This window comes from Dietzia sp. 2505 (assembly GCF_040546785.1).
Lineage (GTDB): Bacteria > Actinomycetota > Actinomycetes > Mycobacteriales > Mycobacteriaceae > Dietzia.
Window position 1 is genome coordinate 87,365 of the sequence record NZ_JBEPON010000001.1, and the last position, 19,103, is coordinate 106,467.

Annotated in this window: 15 protein-coding genes; 6 read left to right on the plus strand and 9 right to left on the minus strand. The window is 72.3% G+C overall.

Features of this window, described 5'->3' with window-relative positions; translation table 11 throughout:
• Window position 1: 1 nt before the first annotated feature.
• Window positions 2-955 carry an L-lactate dehydrogenase gene (locus tag ABIE38_RS00400; RefSeq protein ID WP_354053499.1) on the minus strand — a complete coding sequence of 318 codons (954 nt, stop codon included), beginning with the start codon at window positions 953-955 and terminating at the stop codon, window positions 2-4.
• A gap of 182 nt (window positions 956-1,137) precedes the next feature.
• Here ABIE38_RS00400 and imuA' point away from each other — a divergent pair, with 182 nt between their 5' ends.
• Window positions 1,138-1,911 carry a DnaE2-dependent mutagenesis accessory factor ImuA' gene (gene imuA' / locus ABIE38_RS00405; protein ID WP_354053500.1) on the plus strand — a complete coding sequence of 258 codons (774 nt, stop codon included), beginning with the start codon at window positions 1,138-1,140 and terminating at the stop codon, window positions 1,909-1,911.
• Complete coding sequence (locus ABIE38_RS00410) at window positions 1,857-3,560, plus strand: DNA polymerase Y family protein (protein WP_354053501.1); 1,704 nt, start codon at window positions 1,857-1,859, stop codon at window positions 3,558-3,560. The genes imuA' and ABIE38_RS00410 overlap by 55 nt, the downstream gene beginning before the upstream one ends.
• Before the next feature lie 50 nt (window positions 3,561-3,610).
• Here ABIE38_RS00410 and ABIE38_RS00415 read toward each other — a convergent pair whose 3' ends face one another.
• Entirely contained in the window at window positions 3,611-4,252 is a 642-nt protein-coding gene (locus tag ABIE38_RS00415; protein WP_354053502.1) for an AMIN-like domain-containing (lipo)protein, read from the minus strand.
• 86 nt (window positions 4,253-4,338) lie between these two features.
• On the opposite strand from ABIE38_RS00415, the gene ABIE38_RS00420 reads away from it, so the two are divergent.
• Together ABIE38_RS00420 and ABIE38_RS00425 are read left to right on the plus strand one after the other, a co-directional pair.
• Window positions 4,339-5,262 carry a ferredoxin family protein gene (locus ABIE38_RS00420; RefSeq protein ID WP_354053503.1) on the plus strand — a complete coding sequence of 308 codons (924 nt, stop codon included), beginning with the start codon at window positions 4,339-4,341 and terminating at the stop codon, window positions 5,260-5,262.
• A 33-nt stretch (window positions 5,263-5,295) separates the two neighbouring features.
• Complete coding sequence (locus tag ABIE38_RS00425; protein WP_354053504.1) at window positions 5,296-8,619, plus strand: error-prone DNA polymerase; 3,324 nt, start codon at window positions 5,296-5,298, stop codon at window positions 8,617-8,619.
• 63 nt (window positions 8,620-8,682) lie between these two features.
• Here the strand turns inward: ABIE38_RS00425 and ABIE38_RS00430 are convergent, their stop codons facing one another.
• From ABIE38_RS00430 to ABIE38_RS00440, 3 genes are read right to left on the minus strand one after another with little or no spacing between them, the layout of a single operon-like run.
• Window positions 8,683-9,792, minus strand: a complete 1,110-nt coding sequence (locus ABIE38_RS00430) for an acyl-CoA dehydrogenase family protein (protein ID WP_354053505.1) — start codon at window positions 9,790-9,792, stop codon at window positions 8,683-8,685.
• A gap of 47 nt (window positions 9,793-9,839) precedes the next feature.
• Entirely contained in the window at window positions 9,840-10,754 is a 915-nt protein-coding gene (locus ABIE38_RS00435; RefSeq protein WP_354053506.1) for an NAD-dependent epimerase/dehydratase family protein, read from the minus strand.
• Window positions 10,751-11,983, minus strand: a complete 1,233-nt coding sequence (locus ABIE38_RS00440) for an aminotransferase class I/II-fold pyridoxal phosphate-dependent enzyme (protein ID WP_259846658.1) — start codon at window positions 11,981-11,983, stop codon at window positions 10,751-10,753. Before ABIE38_RS00440 ends, ABIE38_RS00435 begins: the two co-directional genes overlap by 4 nt.
• Before the next feature lie 167 nt (window positions 11,984-12,150).
• Between ABIE38_RS00440 and ABIE38_RS00445 the strand changes: the two genes are divergently transcribed.
• Both ABIE38_RS00445 and ABIE38_RS00450 read left to right on the plus strand, forming a co-directional pair.
• A complete protein-coding gene (locus ABIE38_RS00445) occupies window positions 12,151-14,280 on the plus strand; it encodes an MMPL family transporter (protein WP_354053507.1) in 2,130 nt (709 codons plus the stop codon).
• Window positions 14,281-14,289: 9 nt separating this feature from the next.
• Window positions 14,290-15,648: an FAD-binding oxidoreductase gene (locus ABIE38_RS00450; protein WP_354053508.1), complete on the plus strand. Its 1,359-nt coding sequence runs from the start codon at window positions 14,290-14,292 to the stop codon at window positions 15,646-15,648.
• 30 nt (window positions 15,649-15,678) lie between these two features.
• Here the strand turns inward: ABIE38_RS00450 and ABIE38_RS00455 are convergent, their stop codons facing one another.
• From ABIE38_RS00455 to ABIE38_RS00470, 4 genes are read right to left on the minus strand one after another with little or no spacing between them, the layout of a single operon-like run.
• Window positions 15,679-16,443: a metal-dependent transcriptional regulator gene (locus ABIE38_RS00455; RefSeq protein ID WP_354053509.1), complete on the minus strand. Its 765-nt coding sequence runs from the start codon at window positions 16,441-16,443 to the stop codon at window positions 15,679-15,681.
• Window positions 16,440-17,309 carry a metal ABC transporter permease gene (locus ABIE38_RS00460; protein WP_354053510.1) on the minus strand — a complete coding sequence of 290 codons (870 nt, stop codon included), beginning with the start codon at window positions 17,307-17,309 and terminating at the stop codon, window positions 16,440-16,442. Before ABIE38_RS00460 ends, ABIE38_RS00455 begins: the two co-directional genes overlap by 4 nt.
• On the minus strand, window positions 17,309-18,106 hold the full coding sequence (locus ABIE38_RS00465; RefSeq protein WP_354053511.1) for a metal ABC transporter ATP-binding protein: 798 nt from the start codon (window positions 18,104-18,106) through the stop codon (window positions 17,309-17,311). Before ABIE38_RS00465 ends, ABIE38_RS00460 begins: the two co-directional genes overlap by 1 nt.
• Complete coding sequence (locus tag ABIE38_RS00470; protein ID WP_354053512.1) at window positions 18,103-19,101, minus strand: metal ABC transporter solute-binding protein, Zn/Mn family; 999 nt, start codon at window positions 19,099-19,101, stop codon at window positions 18,103-18,105. The genes ABIE38_RS00465 and ABIE38_RS00470 overlap by 4 nt, the downstream gene beginning before the upstream one ends.
• Window positions 19,102-19,103: the final 2 nt, after the last annotated feature.

Sequence of the window (19,103 nt, forward strand, 5' to 3'; positions counted from 1 at the left end):
CTCAGCGCAGTATCTCGAACTGCTCCGACACCGCCCGCAGCGCAGACGCGCTGCGGGCGAACTGTTCGGTCTCGGTGGCGTCGAGTTCCAGTTCCACCACACGCTGCACGCCGGTCCGGCCGATCACCGCGGGGACGCCGATGAAGATCCCGTCCTGCCCGTACTCGCCCCGCAGCAACGTGGAGACCGGTAGCGACACCTGCTCGTTGCGCAGGACGGCGCGCGTGATGCGGGCGAGCCCCATGCCGATGCCGTAGCTGGTGGACCCCTTGGAGTCGATGATCCGGTAGGCGGCGTCCCTGGTCTCCGTGAAGATATGGGCCAGTCGTTCCCGCGTGGCCGGGTCCCCGTCGAGGTCCCGGCGCAATGGCACCCCGGAGACGTTGGCCGACGAGAAGACCGGCAGCTCGGTGTCGCCGTGTTCGCCGATGATCGAGGCGTGCACGCTCATCGGGGCGACGTCGTAGTACTCGCCCAGCATGAACCGGAAACGCGCGGAGTCGAGGATCGTTCCGGAGCCGATGACCTGCGCGGAGGGCAGGCCGGAGTAGCGCCACGAGGCCTGGGCGAGGATGTCGACCGGGTTGGTGGCCACGAGCAGGATGCCGTCGAAGCCGGTCGCCATGACGTCGCCGACGATCCCCTCGAAGATCGCCATGTTCCTGCCGACCAGGTCGAGCCGGGTCTCGCCGGGGCGCTGGGCGGCGCCGGCGCAGATCACCACCATCGTGGCGTCCGCGCAGTCGTCGTAGGTGCCCTCCGTGACGAGGGTGGGGGAGGGGGCCCACACGACGCCGTGGTTGAGGTCCATGACCTCGCCGACCAGTTTGTCGTGGTCGATGTCGATGATGGACAGGTGGTCGGCCAGGCCCTGGTTGACGAGCGCGTAGCCGTAGGCGATGCCCACGTCCCCGGCGCCGATGAGCACGATGCGGTTCCCGATGGAGGCCTTCATGGTCACCGAGGGTAGATGCTCCGGGTGAACGACGGGGGACGACGACGAGGAGAACCCTGTTCGAACAGGTGTTCTTGCACTGTGTCGGACTCGTGGTGTTCACTGTTCCCAGTGATCGAAAAATAGTTCGATCCGTGCGGTCGGCGGCGTGTCGCCCGGGGCGGGAGGTTCTGGTGATGGTAATGGGATCTTCTGCCGTTGACCTGTCCGGCCTCGGCACGGCGGACCGCGTCGCTGAGCTGCGTCGCCGACTCGCCACGATGCCGGGTGGGGGCCCGCCCGCCGCCGCGCGTTCGGGGGCTCCGGTGACCGCACGCCCGGAGGGGGCCGCGCTCCCGGATCCGGACGTGACCGTACCCGGTGCGATATCCGTGGACGCGGACGCGGTGACGTCCGGTGCGGCGTCCTTCGACGCGCGCGTCCCCGGAGTGGTGGTGCCGCGGTCCGTGGCACCCCTGTTGCCGGGCGGCGTACTGCCCGCCGGACGGGTCACGACGGTGTCCGGCAGTGCCACCCTCCGGGTCGGCCTCCTGGCCGCGGCCACGGCCGCCGGGGCCAGATGTGCGGTGGTGGGGTGGCCGGAGCTCGGGGTGGCGGCGGTGGCGGAACAGGGCGGCCGGCTGGACTGTCTGGCGCTGGTCCCGGATCCCGGTCCGGATCCCGCCGCGGTGGTGTCGGTGCTGCTCGACGGCCTGGACCTGGTGCTGCTGGGACCCGGTGTCCGGGTGGTCGCCCCGTCCCGGGCCCGTGTGCTCGCGGGTCGGGTCCGGGCCGCGGGTGCGGTGCTGCTCGTGGGTGCGGACTGGCCCGGGGCGGAACTCGCACTGGCCGGGAGGCACTGCCGCTACGGCGGGCTGGGCGCGGGCGTGGGGAGGCTGGCCTCGGTGTCCACCATGGTGCGATGCTCCGGCCGGGCGGCGCCCCCGCGGACGGCGGAATGGGTGGCGGCGGGATGAGCGCGCGGGTCATGGCGGTGTGGTGCCCTGACTGGCCGGCGGTCGCGGCGGCCCGGGCCGGGGGGCACGGCCTGCACCTGCCGCTCGCGGTGGTGGGCCCACGCGGGGTGCTCGCGTGTAACGCCGTCGCGCGCGCGGTCGGGGTGAGGCGTGGGCTGCGCCGGCGCGAGGCCCAGTTCCGGTGCCCGGAGCTCGTCGTGGTGCCGGCGGATCCGTCGCGGGACGCCGTGTGGTTCGAACCCGTGGTGCAGGCGCTGGACGCCGTGGTGCCGGGCATCGAGGTGCTCCGGCCGGGCTTGTTCGTCTTCTCCGCGGCCGGGGCGTTGCGCTTTCACGGCGGGGTGGAGGAGGTCGTCACCAGGGTCGTGGACGCGGTGGCGACAGCCGGGACGGAATGCCAGGTGGGGTTGGCGGACGAGCTGCCCACGGCCGTGCTCGGCGCGCGCGGGTCGGCGCTGTTGGAACCGGACGGGGACGCCGACTATCTGGCCGGGCTACCGGTGGACGCGCTCGTGGTGGAGCCCGCGCTGGGCGATCCGGATGAGCTGACAGAACTGGTCGGGCTGTTGCACCGGCTCGGTGTGCGGACACTCGGGGACTTCGCCGCACTCCCGTTGCGGGACGTTGCCACCCGCTTCGGGGAGGCGGGCGCGGTGGCGCACCGCATCGCCCGCGCCGTGCCGTGGCGGCCCCCGTCGGTGACCGCGGTGCCCACGGGCTCGGCGGTCGAGCACCGGTGTGACCCGCCCCTGGAGCGGGTCGACGAGGCGGCGTTCCTCGGGCGGCGACTGGCGGGGGAGCTGCACGCCGTCCTCGCCGCGGCCGGGGTCGCGTGCCTGCGTCTGTCGATCACCGCGCGGGTCGAGGGGGGCGTGGAGGTCAACCGGGTCTGGCGGTGCTCCGCTCCGCTCACCCCGGAGGGCACCGCTGACCGCTTGCGCTGGCAACTGGAGGGCTGGCTCACCGGCACCGCGATCGCCGGTGGTGCCGGAGGGGCGGTCACCGCTCTCGTCCTGGAGCCGGTGGAGGTGGTCCCCGCCGGCCGCGTCCAGGAGGGGTTGTGGGGTGAGGCGGGGTTGGCGGAGGCGCGTGTGCACCGTGCCCTCGTGCGGGTGCAGGGGCTGCTCGGCCCGGAGTCGGTCCGCGTCCCCGTGGAGGTCGGTGGCCGAGGCCCGGGTGATCGCGTGCGGTCCCTGCCGTACGGGGACGCCCCGGCCGACCCGGTCGCGGAGGGGCCGTGGCCGGGGGCTCTGCCGGCGCCGTCTCCGTCGGTGGTGTGGCCGGGGCCGGGTTATCGATTGGAGATCCGTGAGAGTCGTGACCCCGGGTCGGGGGTCGTGGCACGGGTTCCCCTCGCCGGGGGGGTCCTGCTGCGCACCGCGGACGGGGCGCCGATCGGGGTCGGCCCACGCGGCCTGCTCACCGGGCGGCCCGAGTCGGTCGAGGTGACGGGCCGTCGATGCGCGTTGCTCGGCTGGTCGCGGCCCTGGCCGATCGACGAGGCCTGGTGGGAGCCGGGTCCCGGTGGTGGGTCCCGCCGGCCGAGGGCCCGGATACAGGTCGTCCCCGAGCGGGCGGCGGCGTTGCTGCTGTGCTGCCTGATCGGGGACGAGCCGGGGAGTTGGACCGTCGAGGGGGTATACGAATGAACCGTCCACGACTCACCGTGGTCGCGGCCCCCGTCGCTCGCCGGGCGTGCTCAGCGCTCGATGTCGACCACCAGCCGGGTCGGGTTCTGGAGGAGGAAGGCCGAGAAGGCGCGGTCCGTGCCCTCGAGGCCGATGACGGACTGCGCCTGGCCCTCGAACTGGCCCGCGAAGGCCACCCCGGCCACCCCGGTCGCCTCGTCGCTCGAGACGGTGCCCACGGGGACCTCCGTCATGGAGGTCATGGTGGGCAGGACCTGGTCGCGGATCATCACCTGGAGGAACGAGTCCCCGGGCACCTCCACGGGGAAACCGCTGCCCTGTTGGGCGGGGGCGTCCACGTAGTCCACGGAGTACCCCGGGGCGCCCTGACCCTCGAGTTCGAAGACCACGCGGTCCTTGCCCTGGTAATCGCCCACGCGGATCTCGGTCACGACGAGTTGGGCGCGCTCGGCGGCATCGCCGGATTCCTCACTCTTCGGAGCGGAGTCCGCGGGCCTGGCGGAGGGATCGGAGGTCTCGGTCTCGTCCGGCGCCAGGGCCCGGGCCAGCGCGGCCGGGGAGGATCCCGCCGTGGTGGTCTGGCTCGTGGTGGGGGTGTCGGTCGAGGTGTCGGCTCCACATCCCGCCAGGCCCAGGGACGCGACGGCGGTGAGGGCGGCGGCCGCGGCGAGGCGGCGGTGACGGATACGCATATGCCCAGCCTAGATCCCTCTGGTCACTTTTGTCCCACAAGGTGGCTACAGTTACGCCTCCTCGCGGGATGGGGCACCATGGGGTCGTGTCAGATACCGATTCCGCCACACAACCGGACTGGTGCTCCCTGCAGTCGGCCGATGAGCCACCGGCCGGCACCGCCGCCCACGAGGAGTCGTGGGTGCTGCTGGAGGTCCCCGGGCGCTGGGGACGCGACATCTTCGACGGCGAGGCGCTGGGCGAGGACCTGTCCCGACGTCTCAAGGAACACGTCGAGGCCTGTGGGTCGCGCATGCTCTTCATCCGGCGGCCCGGCCGGGAGGGCCAGCGGCTCGACCGCCACCGCTTCTACCTCTGCGACACCCGCCCCGGCCGGCAGAGCATCCGCACCGGGCGTGTCGACGGGCCCGAGGAATTGCTCGGGCTGGACCTGTCTCCCGACGGGCACGTGGCCGGGACCCGCGAGGTCGCGGCACCTGTCCCACTCGTGTGCACCCACGCCAAACGTGACCAGTGTTGCGCCGTGCGGGGGCGCCCGGTCGCGGCCGGGCTGGAGGCACTGGTGGGCGGGCGCCTGGCCTCGCTCGATCCCGATGCCGCCGTATGGGAGTGCTCCCACACCGGAGGGCACCGCTTCGCCCCGGTCCTGTTGCTCCCCGGCACCGGTTACACCTACGGGCCCGCGGAGGTGGCCCACGCTGCCGGGATCGTCGAGGCGGTGCTGGACGGTCGGGTCGTCACCGAGAACCTGCGGGGACGCAGTACGTGGCCACCGGCCGGGCAGGTGGCGGAGGTCGCCGTGCGGAACTCCGGCGTGGAGGCGGGGGTGGACGACCTCGTCGTCACCGTCGACCCCGATTCCCCGCGGGTGGCCGTGGTCCGTCACACCGACGGTCGCGCCTGGCGTGTCGAGGCGGGCACCCGCCCGCTTCCCCCGCGGTCCCAGAGTTGCCGCAAGCCGCCCGGCGACGCCTCGGCGTGGGTCGTGGAGTCGTTCACCGAGCTCTGAACCCACGCACCGGAGCCCGGTGGGTGAGGCCCGGTGAACTGGTACCACGGCCCCAAGACCTGGACCGAGCTCGAGCGGGTCCTGTCCGGGCGTCCGGGCCCGCGTGGGCCCCAGAACCCGCACCCCGGCGACGGCAGCGATGCTCCCGCCTGGTCCCGTCGCCGGGGTGAGTACACCCCTCCGCAGCGTCCCCGCACACAGGGGCGCGTGCCCTACGCCGAGCTCCACGCCCATTCCGCCTTCAGTTTCCTGGACGGTGCCTCCTCGCCCGAGGCGATGGCGGAGGCGGCGGCGGAGCTGGGACTCACCGCGCTGGCGATCACCGACCACGACGGGATGTACGGGGTCGTCCGCTTCGCCGAGGCGGCCTCCGAGCTGGGTCTGGCGACCGTGTTCGGTGCCGAACTCTCGCTGCCCGGGGGCGAGCACCTGCTCGTGTTGGCCCGTGGAGGGGAGGGCTACCGCAGACTCTCGCGTGCGATCGCCCACGCCCACCTGAGGGGAGGCGCCAAAGGCGAACCGCGGTACGAGATCCGCGAACTCGCCGAGGCCGCCGGAGGCCACTGGTACGTCCTCACAGGCTGCCGCCGGGGACGGGTGCGGCGGGCCCTCGAGCGGGGCGGCGCGAGCGCGTCCGATTTCGACACCGCGGCCGCGGGCGCCGCGCTGTCCGAGCTCGTCGAGCTGTTCGGCAGGGACCGGGTTGTCGTCGAGCTGACCTGTCACGGCGTGCCCGAGGACACCGAGCGGTGTGACGCCCTGGCCGCGCTCGCGGACGCGGCCGGTCTGCCCGTCGTGGCCACCACAGCCGCGCACTGTGCGGGCCCGGAGGACGCCCGTCTGGCGTCGGTCATGGCGGCGCTCGGAGCCCGCGACGCCCTGGAGACCCATGCCGCGCACCTGCCCCCGGCCGGCGGGGCGTACCTGCGCTCGGGGGAGGAGATGGCCGAATTGTTCGACCGCTGGCCGGCCGCCGTCACCGGCGCGGCGGGCCTGGGTCGCGAGTGCGCGTTCGACCTCCGGCTCATCGCCCCCGAGCTGCCGCCGTTCGACGTTCCCGAGGGACACACGGAGGACAGTCGGCTCGCCGAACTCACCTATGCGGGGGCCGCGCGGCGCTACGGGGCCCGGGGTGCGGCGCCGGAGGCCTATGCCCAGATCCACCGCGAGCTGGGGGTGATCGCCGAGTTGGGGTTCCCCGGCTACTTCCTCGTGGTCCACGACATCGTCGAGTTCTGTCGCAGGGAGGGCATCCTCTGCCAGGGCAGGGGGTCGGCCGCCAACTCGGCGGTCTGCTACGCCCTCGGCATCACCAACGTCGACCCGGTGGGCGCGCACCTGCTCTTCGAGCGATTCCTGTCCCCGGAGCGGGACGGCCCGCCCGACATCGACGTGGACATCGAGTCCGGTCGTCGGGAGGAGGCCATCCAGTACGTCTACTCCCGCTACGGGCGGGACCATGCCGCGCAGGTCGCCAATGTCATCACCTACCGGGGGCGGTCGGCCGTGCGGGACGTGGCCCGGGCACTCGGGTACTCCACCGGGCAGCAGGACGCGTGGTCCAAGAGCGTCGACCGGTGGTCGGGCCTGAAGAACCACGAGCGGGAGGCCACCGAGCACACCGTCCCGGCCGACGTGCTGGCGCTGGCCCGCAGACTCGTCGGCCTGCCCCGGCACCTCGGCATCCACTCCGGCGGCATGGTGATCTGCGACCGGCCGGTGGCCGACGTGGTGCCCGTCGAATGGGCGCGCATGCCCGGGCGGACGGTCCTGCAGTGGGACAAGGACGACTGCGCGGCGGTCGGTCTGGTCAAGTTCGACATGCTGGGGCTGGGGATGCTCACGGCGCTACACCACGCCATCGACCTCGCGGCCGAGCACAAGGACCTCGAGGTGGATCTGGCCCGACTGGACCTCTCCGATCCCGAGGTCTACGAGATGCTGTGCCGGGGTGATTCCGTGGGGGTGTTCCAGGTGGAATCGCGGGCGCAGATGGCCACGCTGCCCAGGCTCCGGCCGCGGACGTTCTACGACCTCGTGGTGGAGGTGGCACTCATCCGCCCCGGCCCCATCCAGGGCGGCTCCGTGCACCCCTACATCCGTAGACGCAACGGGCGGGAGGAAGTGGTGTTCGACCACCCCGCGCTCGAGGCGGCCCTGGGGCGGACGCTGGGGATCCCGCTGTTCCAGGAGCAGCTCATGCAGATCGCCACCGAGATCGCCGGGTTCACCGGGGCGGAGGCGGACCAGCTCCGCCGGGCGATGGGGGCCAAGCGCTCACCCGAGCGGATGGCGCGGCTGCGGGAGAGGTTCTTCGCGGGCATGCGTGACCTCCACGGCATCGGCACCAGCCCACCCGGGACGCCGGTCACCGGGCCCGAGGTGGGGGAGCGGATCTGGGAGAAGATGTGCGCGTTCGCCAACTACGGTTTCCCCGAGAGCCACTCCCAGTCCTTCGCGGCGATCGTCTACTACTCGGCGTGGTTCAAGTGCCACCACCCGGCCGTCTTCTGTGCGGCGCTGCTGCGTAGCCAGCCGATGGGGTTCTACTCGCCGCAGTCCCTCGTGGCCGACGCCCGCAGGCACGGCGTCACCGTGCACCGACCCTGTGTCAACCGCTCGATCGGTGGTGCCACATGTGAGAACGGGGGCACCGAGGTGCGTCTCGGCCTGGAGTCCGTGCGGGCGATCGGCACCGATCTCGCCACGGCGATCGCCGACGAGCGGGACACCCACGGCCCGTACCTCTCGGCCGCCGACCTCGCCGGCCGCACCGGGCTGACCGTCCGGCAGATGGAGGCACTGGCCACCGCGGGGGCACTCGACGCGCTCGGCGTCGGGGGGCGGCGGGCGGCCCTGTGGTCGGCGGCCACCGCGGCCCGGCAACGGCCCGGGATGTTGCCCGGGCTGAGCCAGGTCGACGCCCCGGCGCTGCCGGGGATGAGCGTCCTGGAACTCACCTCCGCGGATCTGGCCGCCACCGGGATCAGCCCCGAGGAGTACCCGACGGTCCACGCCCGGCCGTGGCTCGACTCCCGGGGGGTGTGCACCACCGCCGGGCTCGCGCACGTTCCCGACGGCAGCCGGGTGGAGGTCGCCGGTGCGGTCACCCACCGGCAGCGGCCCGCCACCGCCGAGGGGGTGACCTTCCTCAGCCTCGAGGACGAGACGGGCATGACCAACGTCGTGTGCTCGGTGGGACTGTGGGCGCGCTACCGCCCGATCGTGTCCTCCGCCCCGGCGCTCATCGTCCGCGGCACCGTGGAGAACCGCTCGGGCGCGGTGAGCGTCGTGGCGGACAAGATCGAACGCCTCCACCTGGGGATGGCGATCGGCCGCAGCCGGGACTTCCGGTGACGATCACTCCCCGGCCCCCGGCCCCCGGCCCCAGCCGAGTCCGGGATCAGGCCGAGTCCGGGATCAGACGTACCGGAAGTCCTCGCCGCGCGCCCACTGCACCAGCCTGTCGGCGGTGTCCCGGCGCGAAGGCGGGTGGTAACCGAACACCTGGACGGCCTCGAAGGCGTAGGCGAGCTCCGGGTCCTGCATGTACGCGACCCCCCCGACGGCCTCGCGGACCATCGACTGCACCCTGACCAGCCCGTCGCGCATCGACCACCGGACCAGCGCGAGACGAGCCGAGACGTCGCCACCGCGAGCCCCCTCGTCGAATTCGCGCGCCACGGCGTGCAGAGCGGTCCGCATGGTCTCGACCTCGGCGAGCGCCGAGGCGAAGAGCTTCGGATCGAGTCGGTCGCGCTCGGTGAGCCGCTCGACCATACGCGTGGCCACCCCGAGATAGCAGGCGCTGATGAGCAACCCGAACCACAGGTAGCCGGTCATCTCGTGCACGTCGTCGGGATCGTTCTCCGAGGTCAGGAAGACCATGTCGGCCTCGACCCGGACGTCGTCGAGGATCAGCGCGTCGCTCTCGGCCGCCGCCAGGACGGGGCTCTTCCAGAACTCCTCCCGACGCAACCCCTCGGCCCCGTCGAAGACCAGGGCGACGGCCCGCTCGGAATCGTCCACGAGGGCGCTCGCCACCAGGAGACTCATGGACCTCGAGAGGCTGCAGGGGGCCTTGCGGCCGGAGAGGAGATAGTCGTCACCGTCCCGGCGGGCGGTCATGGTCGGGCGGAACACCGATCCCCCGGGGGAGCCCTCGGAGAAGCCGGAAGCCATCACGGTGCCGCCCTCGACCAGTGCCTTGATGAGGTCGCGCTCGTCCTGCGAGGCGTCCTCGGCGGCTTCGAAGAGGGTCGCGCACGACAGGTGGTGCATCGTGGTCGCGGCCGCGAGGGAGGGGGCGACCGCGCCGATGGCGGTCTGGAACCGCACCGCGTCGACCGCGCTCGCGCCCGCACCGCCCAGCGCGGTGGGGACGATGAGACTGGTCCCGCCGGTGTCGGACCAGTCGGCCACGGCTGTGCTCTGGGCGCCCTCGTTGGCGAGGAGGCCGTGGCCGTACAGGCGTTCTCGCAGCCCGGGGGCGTAGGAGTCGAGGGTCTGGTTCTCGGAGGTGAGGAGCATGGGGTCCTTTCGGTACACGGTCGGGTGGGTACGGGCTCGGGTCCGGATCAGCCGGCGAGCATCAGGCGGGCGGCCTCGGTGCAGTCGTACCGCGGCGTCCACCCGGTGGCGTCCCTGAGTCGTCGTGACGTGGTGACCGGTTCTCCGCAGGTCACCCAGTGGGAGGAATAGGCCAGCAGGCGCATCCGGAACCCGAGGTCGGCCAGACGCCGGGCGGCGCGAAGCGGCACGGGGACGCACACCGACCGGTTGAGTCGGCACAGCTGGGAGACGGTGAGGGCGCCCTCGGGGCCGAGGTTGAACTCGCCGTCCACGCCGGCGAGGAGTACCCGCAGGTACGCGTCGACGAGGTCGTCCTGGTGCAGGAACTGGAAGTAGGACTTCCCGGGGCTCGGGTGCAGGACGACGCGCGACCGCATGGTCTCCAACCCGGAGTTGGACATGTCGGGCCCCACCACGTAGGTCGGGCGCAGGACGGCCGTCGCCATCCGGCCGTCGGACACTCGACGCCACCGGCGGACGTCCTCCTCCACGAGCGCCTTGTGGTGGAAGTAGTAGTGCTCCTCGCCGGCGCCGATCGGAGCCGACTCGTCGATGACCTCGGGGCCGCCGCGGGGGCCGTAGGCGTTGATGCTCGAGGTCATCACGCACACCCGGGCGCCGGCGGAATCGGCAGCGCGGAGAACCCGTCGCGAGCCGTCGACGTTGACGACCCGCGCCGACTCCTTGTCGCGCGGCTCCTCGACCATGAAGGCGCAGTGGATCACCGCGTCGGCGCCCGCGAAGACCTCGTCGAGGTCATCGGAGGCGATATCGACGATCCGCCGTTCGATCTTGGGGTCCCGCACCCGCAACGGCGACCGCGCCAGGGCGACCACGTGGTCGACCTCCTCGCGCAGGATCAGACCGCGCAGGAGCGCCGTCCCGAAATCGCCGGACGCCCCGGTCAGCACCACCCTCATAGGGCGGAGAGCTCCCGGGTGACGGCGAGGATGTCGGCGATCGCCCTGGCGGCCTCGACCAACTGCTCCTCCGTGTGGTCCGCCGTCACGCACAGACGGAGGATGGCGCCGGTCGCCGGCACCGCCGGATGGACCGCGACACCGGTGTAGACACCTCGCTCGAGCAACAGGTTCCAGACGTGGACCGCGCGGAGGTCGTCGCCGACAGGGACGGGGACGATGGGCGACCACTCGTCGCCGGTGAGGCCGGAGGTGCATTCGATCCCCTTGTCGCCCAGCTCGGCCCGCAGCAGGATCGAGTTCCGGCGCACCGCCTCGGTGCGCGCCGCACCCTCGTCGGTCCGCATCAGGCGGATCGAGGCGAGGGAGGAGGCGGTCGCGGCGGGGACCGAGGACGTGCTGAAGATCATCGGCCGCGCCGTGACCCTGAGCCCGGTCACGAGGTCGGAGCTACCGGTGATGAATCCGCCACAGGAGGCCGAGCACTTGGAGAACGACGCCATGGTCACGTCCACGGCGTCCACCGTCCCGGTCTCCTCGACCCAGCCCCGCCGGGTCGGCCCGTACAGGCCCATGGCGTGGGCCTCGTCGACCATGAGCGCGGCACCGAACGATCGGGCGAGCTCCGCGACCCCGGAGAGGGGCGCGAGGCTGCCCTCCATCGAGTAGAGGGAGTCGACGACGACGAGGATCTGCTCCGGGGATCCACGGCGGGCCGTGATCAGGGCGTCCTCGAGTGCGCCCAGGTCGTTGTGGCGGAACGGGTGGACCGAGGTCCGCGCCATGCGTAGGCCGTCGCGCAGCGAGGCGTGGGCGAACTCGTCGATGACCACCGCGTCCCGCTCGCCGACGAGGGCGCCGAGGGTGCCGAGGTTGGTCTGGTATCCGGTCGAGAAGCAGAGCGCGTCCTCGGTGCCGAACCAGTCCGCGATCTCCGCCTCCAGCTCCTCGTGCAGTGACATCGTCCCGTTGAGCAGGCGGCTCCCGGTACTCGCCGACCCGAACCGACGGACCGCCTCGGTGGTGGCCTCGATGACCTCGGGGTGACGTGCCAGGCCGAGGTAGTTGTTGGAGCCGAGCATGATCCGGTCCACGCCCTGGACGTTGCTCGTCGCGCCGGTGCTGGAGTGCATCGTCCGGTAGTAGGGGCTCTGGCCCGCGTCCTGGAGGGTCGAGAACAGTTGGACCCGTTCGTCAGTGGCGAGGCGTTCGATGAGTGGGTGGTTCACGGGACGTCCTTCCTGTGGGATGTCCCGGTGGTTCGGCCCCTTCCGTGGACCGGATGGGTCGAACGAGTGAATCCTCACCGTCCGGCTCTCCTCACCGTCCCGCCGCCCGTCGCCCATCCGCCTGGGGATCAGGAACGAATGAGGGTGACGACTGAATGAGGAGGCCCATGAGTCACAGAGCCGAGCCCCGGACGACGCCGCGTGCTCACCGCCGACGATCGGTCCTGGCGAGAGGGTGGCCGCTCGCCGCGGCGTTGATCCTGGCCGTGCTGGGAGCGCTCTCCGCCGGGGGAGTGGAGGAGTCGTTGACCCCCGGGGGGTTCCGCGCCGACTCGACGCCCTCCGCCGTGGCCGAACGGCGGCTCGACGCGGAGGTGGGGGTGGGCACCCCCGATCTCGTCATCCTGGTCTCGGGAGCGGAGTCCGCCGCCGTGGCCCGTGAGGGCGAGGCGGTCGCATCCTTCCTGTCGGGTGCCGGGGGAGTGGGTCGCGTGACCGTGTCGCCGGCGCCGGGGGACGGGCCCACGGTGGTCAGCGCGGTGCTGTCCGGCGACGACTCCCAGTCCAGACGAACGCTGGACGGGCTCCGCGAGGCACTGCCCCCGCCCGGAGAGGGCGTCGAGAGGCAACTGACCGGCCGGGCCGAGGTGCTCCGTGAGGACGACCTCATCGCGCGCGAGGATCTGACCCGCGCCGAGCTCATCGCCGTCCCGGTCACCCTCGTCCTGCTGGTGCTGTTCTTCGGTTCCGTGGTGGCCGCCGCGGTCCCGGTCGCGATCGGCGTGCTCGCCATGCTCTCGTCGTTCGTCGTCCTGTCGGGCCTGGTGCAGGTGATCGACGTCTCGGTGTTCGCCCTCAACCTGGTGATCGGTCTGGCGCTGGGTCTCTCGATCGACTACAGCCTGCTCGTGGTGACCCGGTTCCGGGAGGAACTGGCTAACGGGGCGGACCCGCCCGAGGCCGTCGCCCGCACGATGCGCCGGTGCCGGAGGACGATCGTCATCTCGGCGGTGACCGTCGGCCTGTGTCTGGCCGCGCTCACGGCGGTGGACATGCCCTACCTGAGATCCATGGCGATGACCGGTGTCGCGGTCGTGGTGCTCGTCGCCACCCTCACCCTGGTGGTACTGCCCCCGGTCCTGCGGGTCCTCGGTCGGCGGATCGACGCGTGGTCCGTGCGACGGGTCGACCCGACCCGCCCCGGCCGCTCGGTGACGGCGATGCTGGGGGTCTCGCGCCGTCACCCGGTGGCGGTGGCGCTGGGGGTGTCGGCGCTCCTGTTGATCCTGTTGACGCCCGCATTCGGCCTCCGGCTGGGCACCCTCGACGACAGGGTCCTGCCGAAGGACGCCCCGTCCAGGGTGGCCGCGGAGCGACTGCGCGACGAGCGTCCGGACCTCGGATCCGATCCCCTGGTGATCCTCGCGGACGGGGTCGATCCCGGGGCGTTGGCGGAGCGGGTGTCGCGCATCGACGGCGTCACGGCGACGCGGGGACCGGACGGGACGGTCTCCGACGGGCTCGCAGTGGGCCCCGGGGACCCCGATCTGAGACGGGGCTCCGTCGCGGCGGTGGAGGTGGTGACGGCCCCGGGTCTGACGCAGCCGGAGCAACAGGACCTCGCCGAACGTGTCCGCGAGGTCGTGGCACCCGCCCCGGTGGCGGGAACCTACTCCGACGACGTCGACTCCCGCCAGGCGATCAGTGACCGGGCGCTCCCGGTCGCCCTGCTCGTCATGGCGGTGGTCCTGCCCCTGGTCTTCCTGCTGACCGGCGGCGTGCTGGTCACCCTCAAGACGCTGGTCATGGCGGCGTTGAGCCTCACCGCGACCTTCGGAGCGATGGTCCTGGTCTTCCAGGAGGGATACCTGGCCGACCTGGTGGGCGTGACGGCCACAGGGGTGGTGGACAGCTCCTCGCCCCTGCTGATGGCGTGCCTGGCCTTCGGACTGTCGATGGACTACCAGTTGTTCCTGCTCTCCCGGGTCCGCGAGGAGTACGACCGCCACGGCGACACCACACGGGCCGTGGTCGACGGGGTCTCACGCACCGCCCCCGTGGTGGGGGCGGCGGCGGTGCTCGTGGCGGTGGTGTTCCTCGCCATCGGTACGTCGGGGATCAGTGTGGTCCGGCTCCTCGGTCTCGGGTTGGCGCTCGCCGTGCTGGTGGACGCGTTCGTCATCAGGCTGTTGCTCGTCCCGAGCGCGATGCTCCTGCTCGGCGAGGCCAACTGGTGGGCTCCGCGGCCGCTGCGGGCCGTCTTCGACCGCCTGCGGATCCGGGAGGGTTCGTCGTAGGTTCGGGTCATGACCCTGGACGACCTCCGTGCCCGCCTCGACACCGCCTCCGTGCTCACGGACGCGGACGTACTCGAGGGATACCGCCAGGACTGGGCCAAGGCCCCGGACCCGGGGATGCCGCTCGCCGTGGTGCGCGCGCGGTCGACCGGGGACGTCCAGGAGGTCATGCGCTGGGCGAGCGCGCACGGCGTGCCGGTGGTCCCGCGGGGGGCCGGTTCGGGGTTGTCCGGAGGAGCGACGGCGGTCGAGGGCGGGATCGTGCTGTCCACCGAGCTCATGCGCGACATCGACGTCGACCCGGTCACCCGCACCGCGACCGTCCAACCGGGTCTGCTCAACATCGAGGTCAAGCGGGCCGTCGCCGAACACGGACTCTGGTATCCGCCGGACCCCTCGTCGTACGAGATCTGCTCCATCGGCGGCAACATCGCCACCAACGCCGGCGGTCTCTGCTGTGTGAAGTACGGCGTGACCACCGACTACGTCCTCGGGCTGACGGTGGTACTGGCCGACGGCACCGCGGTACGACTGGGCGGGGCGCGACTCAAGGACACCGCCGGACTGAGCCTCACCAAGCTCTTCGTGGGCAGCGAGGGCACGTTGGGGATCGTCACCGAGATCATCGTGCGGCTCATCCCCGAACAACCGCCGCGCTCCACCGTGGTGGGGATCTTCCCCGACGTGGTGGCGTGTAGCGACGCCGTCCTGGCCATCACGCGCCGGATCCGCCCGGCGATGCTGGAGTTCATGGACAACGTCTCGATCCGGGCCGTGGAGGCGGACCTCAGGATGGGACTGGACACCTCGGCCGGGGCGATGCTTCTGGCGCAGTCCGACCTCACCGGACCCGACCGTGCGGCAGAGACGGAGTTCATGGCCGAGGCGTTCCGCGCCCACGGCGCGAGCGAGGTGTTCGCCACCGACGACCCCGAGGAGGGGGAGCAGTTCACGGTCGCGCGTCGGGCCGCGTTCACCAGCCTGGGCAAGACCGGGACGTTGCTCCTCGAGGACGTCGGGGTGCCGTTGCCCGCGCTGCCCGAGCTGGTCGCCGGGATCGAGGCGATCTCCGCGCGGCGTGACGTGCCGATCGCTCTGGTCGCTCACGCCGGTGACGGCAACACGCACCCGATCATCGTGCTGGCCGACGACGACCCGGACCGCGCTCGCCGAGCCCAGGCGGCGTTCGGCGAGGTGATGGACCTGGCGATCGGGATGGGAGGGACGATCACCGGCGAACACGGCGTGGGACGGCTCAAGGCGCCGTGGCTGCCCGCCCAGTTGGGCGAGGACGTGATGGAGTTGAACCGCCGTATCAAAACGGCGCTGGACCCGCAGGGGATCCTCAACCCGGGGACGATGTTCTGACGTCACCGGGGCGGCGGTGCGCGCGCGAGGCTACTGCGTGACCTCGTCGTCATCGTGTTGGTCGGCGCCGCCGCCCCCGCCGTCGTCGTCGTCACCCGCCGGGACCCGGACCCGTACCGCGGCCGCGACCGGTGTGCCCACCGGCACCACCCGCCCGCCCAGGGCCACGGTGATGATCCCCAGCTCGACCTGGCGGGAGACCACCTCGACCGGTGAATCGGGGCGCAGGCCGATCTCGGCCAGGTGCCGCAGGACCGAGTTGTCCCGGTCGGACACCCGCGTGACCACACCGGAGCCGCCCTCGGGCACCCGGTCCAGGGGGACGTCGGCGAGCTGGTCCAGTCGCCCGTCGCGGGTGGGGATGGGGTCGCCGTGCGGGTCGCGGCGCGGGTGGTCGAGGAAGCCGTCGAGGGCGTCGACGAACCGGTCGGAGACCACGTGCTCGAGGGCGTCGGCCTCGGCGTGCACCTCGTCCCACGGGTAGTCCAGGCACCGGGCGAGGAACGTCTCGAGAATCCGGTGGCGGCGGACCATGGCCACCGCGAACGACCTCCCGGTCTCGGTGAGTTCGACGGGCGCGTAGGGGCGGTGCTGGGCCAGCCCCATGGCGGCGAGTTTGCGGACGCCCTCGGTGACGGAGGAGGGGGAGGCGCCGAGGCGGTCGGCCAGCGCGCCCGGGGTGACGGGCCCGCCGCCGGCCCCCAGGTGGTGGGCGGCCATGAGATAGGCCTGGATCGTCGGCGTGAGATCGGCGAGGCCTCTGGGTGCATCTGCTCGGGGCGGGTCGACGGTCATGCCGTCATCATCCCCGATCGCCGGGCCCGTGCGCCCGCCGCCGCCCGCGGGATCACGCCGCGCCGGGGGGCGAACAGCTGCACCGCGGTGAAGATGACGGCCTGGGCGAGGACCACCACCGGGCCAGGGGGGAGGTCGGCGTAGTAGCCGGCGTACAGGCCGGTGACGCCACCGACGAGGGCGACGACGACGGCGACGATCATTGTCCCCCGCATGGTGTCGGCCACCAGCTGGGCGGTCGCACCGGGGATGATGAGCGTGGCCACCACCAGGATCACACCCACCGACTGGACCCCCGCCACGGTGGCGGTGGCGAGGGTGGCGAGCAGGAGCCCGGTCAGAACCCGCGTCCTCAACCCCAGGGTGTGGGCGTGCAGCCGGTCGAAGGCGAGCATGATCAGGTCGCGGCGGAAGGCCAGCAGCACGATCACCGTGAACGCCGAGACCGCCAGCACCTGGACGAGGTCCGAATCGCGCACCCCGAGGACGCTGCCGAACAGGATCGAGTGCAGGTCCTGCTGGGTCGGGAACCGGGCGATGAGGACCAGTCCGAACGAGAACAGGGCGGTGAAGACGATGCCCATGGCCGCGTCCTCCCGCACCGTCCCCCCCTCCCGGACCGCGCCGATGAGCGCCACCGCGATGAGCGCGGCGATGAGTGCGCCGACCGCGAACGGGATGCCGATCAGGGCGGCGATCACCACACCGGGCAGGACCGCGTGGGAGACGGCGTCACCCATGAGGGACCAGCCCATGTGGACCAGCCAGCAGCTCAACAACGCGCCGGCCACGCCGGAGGCGGCCACCACGAGCAGGGCGCGCCGCATGAACTCGTAGCTCATGGGTTCGACGAGCAGATCGATCATCACAGTGCTCCCTCCGTGGTCGGCGTCCGGTCGTCGACGGCGGGCAGGCGCGCCCCGAGCAGCGTCGAGAGGATCTGGGGAGTGGTGGTCTCGGCCACGGGGCCGTGCGCCACGAGGCGACCGTTGAGCAGGGCGACCGAGTCCGCCAGCCGTTCGACCGTGCCCAGGTGGTGGGTGGAGACCAGCGCGGTCCGCCCCGAGGCGGTGAGTTCGCGCAAGACGTCGATGTAGACCTCCTCGCTGCCGGCGTCCATGCCGCTGAACGGCTCGTCGAGCAGCAGCAGCTCCGCCTCCTGGGCCAGGCAGCGGGCAAGCAGGACCCGTCGCCGTTGGCCGCCCGAGAGCTCGCCGATGCGTCGCCCCGAGATCGGGGACAGTCCGACCCGGTCCAGGGCCTCGTCGACCGCCAGTCGGTCGGCGGCGGACGGGCGACGCCACGGACCGGTGAACCGGCGGCGGCCCTGCATGACCACCTCACCGGCGGTGACCGGGAAACGCTCGTCGAGCCCGTCCGACTGGGGCACCGCCGCCACCCGCCCCGTGCGCAGCGCGCGCCGCACCGGGGAACCGAGGAGGCGCACCGATCCACCGGTGGGGGTGACCAGACCGAGCAGCGACTGGAGCAGGGTGGACTTCCCGGACCCGTTGGGGCCGAGCAGCACGGTGATCTCCCCGGTCGGCACCGACAGGGACACCGAGTCGAGGGCGCGGACCTGGCCGCGGTCGACGGTCAGGTCGGTGACCACCACGGCGGGCGGGTCGGTGTGCGCGGAGAAGGGCAGTGGCCGGTCGATCATGTCGTCAGCTCCCGGGTGATGATCTCGAGGTCGTGGTCGAGCAGGTCGAGGTAGGTGGGCACCGGGCCGCTGGGGGCGGAGAGGGAGTCGACGTACAGCAGCCCGGCGACCCTGCTGCCCGTCTCGGCGGCGACCTGCTCCATCGCCGCGTCGGAGACCGTCGACTCGCAGAAGAGGGCGGGGATCTCACGGTCACGCACCTCGTCGATCAGAGCGGTGACCTGCCGGGGCAGCCCCTGGGACTCGCTGTTGACCGGCCACAGGTAGAGCTCCTCGAGGCCGAGGTCCCGGGCCAGGTAGGAGAACGCGCCCTCGCACGTGACAAGGACACGGCGCTCCGCCGGCACCGCCGCCACGGCCGCTCGGGCACGGGTCGCCAGCTCGTCGAGTTCGGCCACGTAGTCCTCGGCGCGGGCGCGGTACCCCTCGGCTCCCTCCGGGTCCACCTCGGCCAGGGCGTCGGCGATCGTCCGGATGTATCTCGCGCCCTCGTCGGGCGACATCCACGCATGGGGATTGGGGCGGCCGGTGTAGTTGCCGGAGCGCACCGGCAGCGGGTCGACACCCTCGGAGGTGACCACGTGCCGCGCGTCGGTCGCGTCGATGAAGCGCAGCAGCCAGTCGTCCATACCGAGGCCGTTGCTCACCACCAGGTCCGCGCCTTCGACCCGCTTGAGGTCGTCGACCGACGGCTCGTAGTGGTGCACGTCCGCGCCGGGGGTCGTCACCGACTCCACCCGGACCCGGTCCCCACCGACGCGGCTCGCCATGTCCGCGAGGATCGTGAAGGTCGCGGCCACCACGATCCTGTCGCCGGTCTCCTGGTCGGCGAACCGGGGCCGGTCGTCCACATCAACCGCCCCCGTGAGGCCCGTGGTGCACGCGGACGCCACGATCGCCGTCAGGACGACGACGATGAAGGAGGTCGCGGGGGATCCGGTCCGCCGGCGACCACCCCGGGGATTGCGGCCCCCGGCTCGATCAAATTTCGGCATAC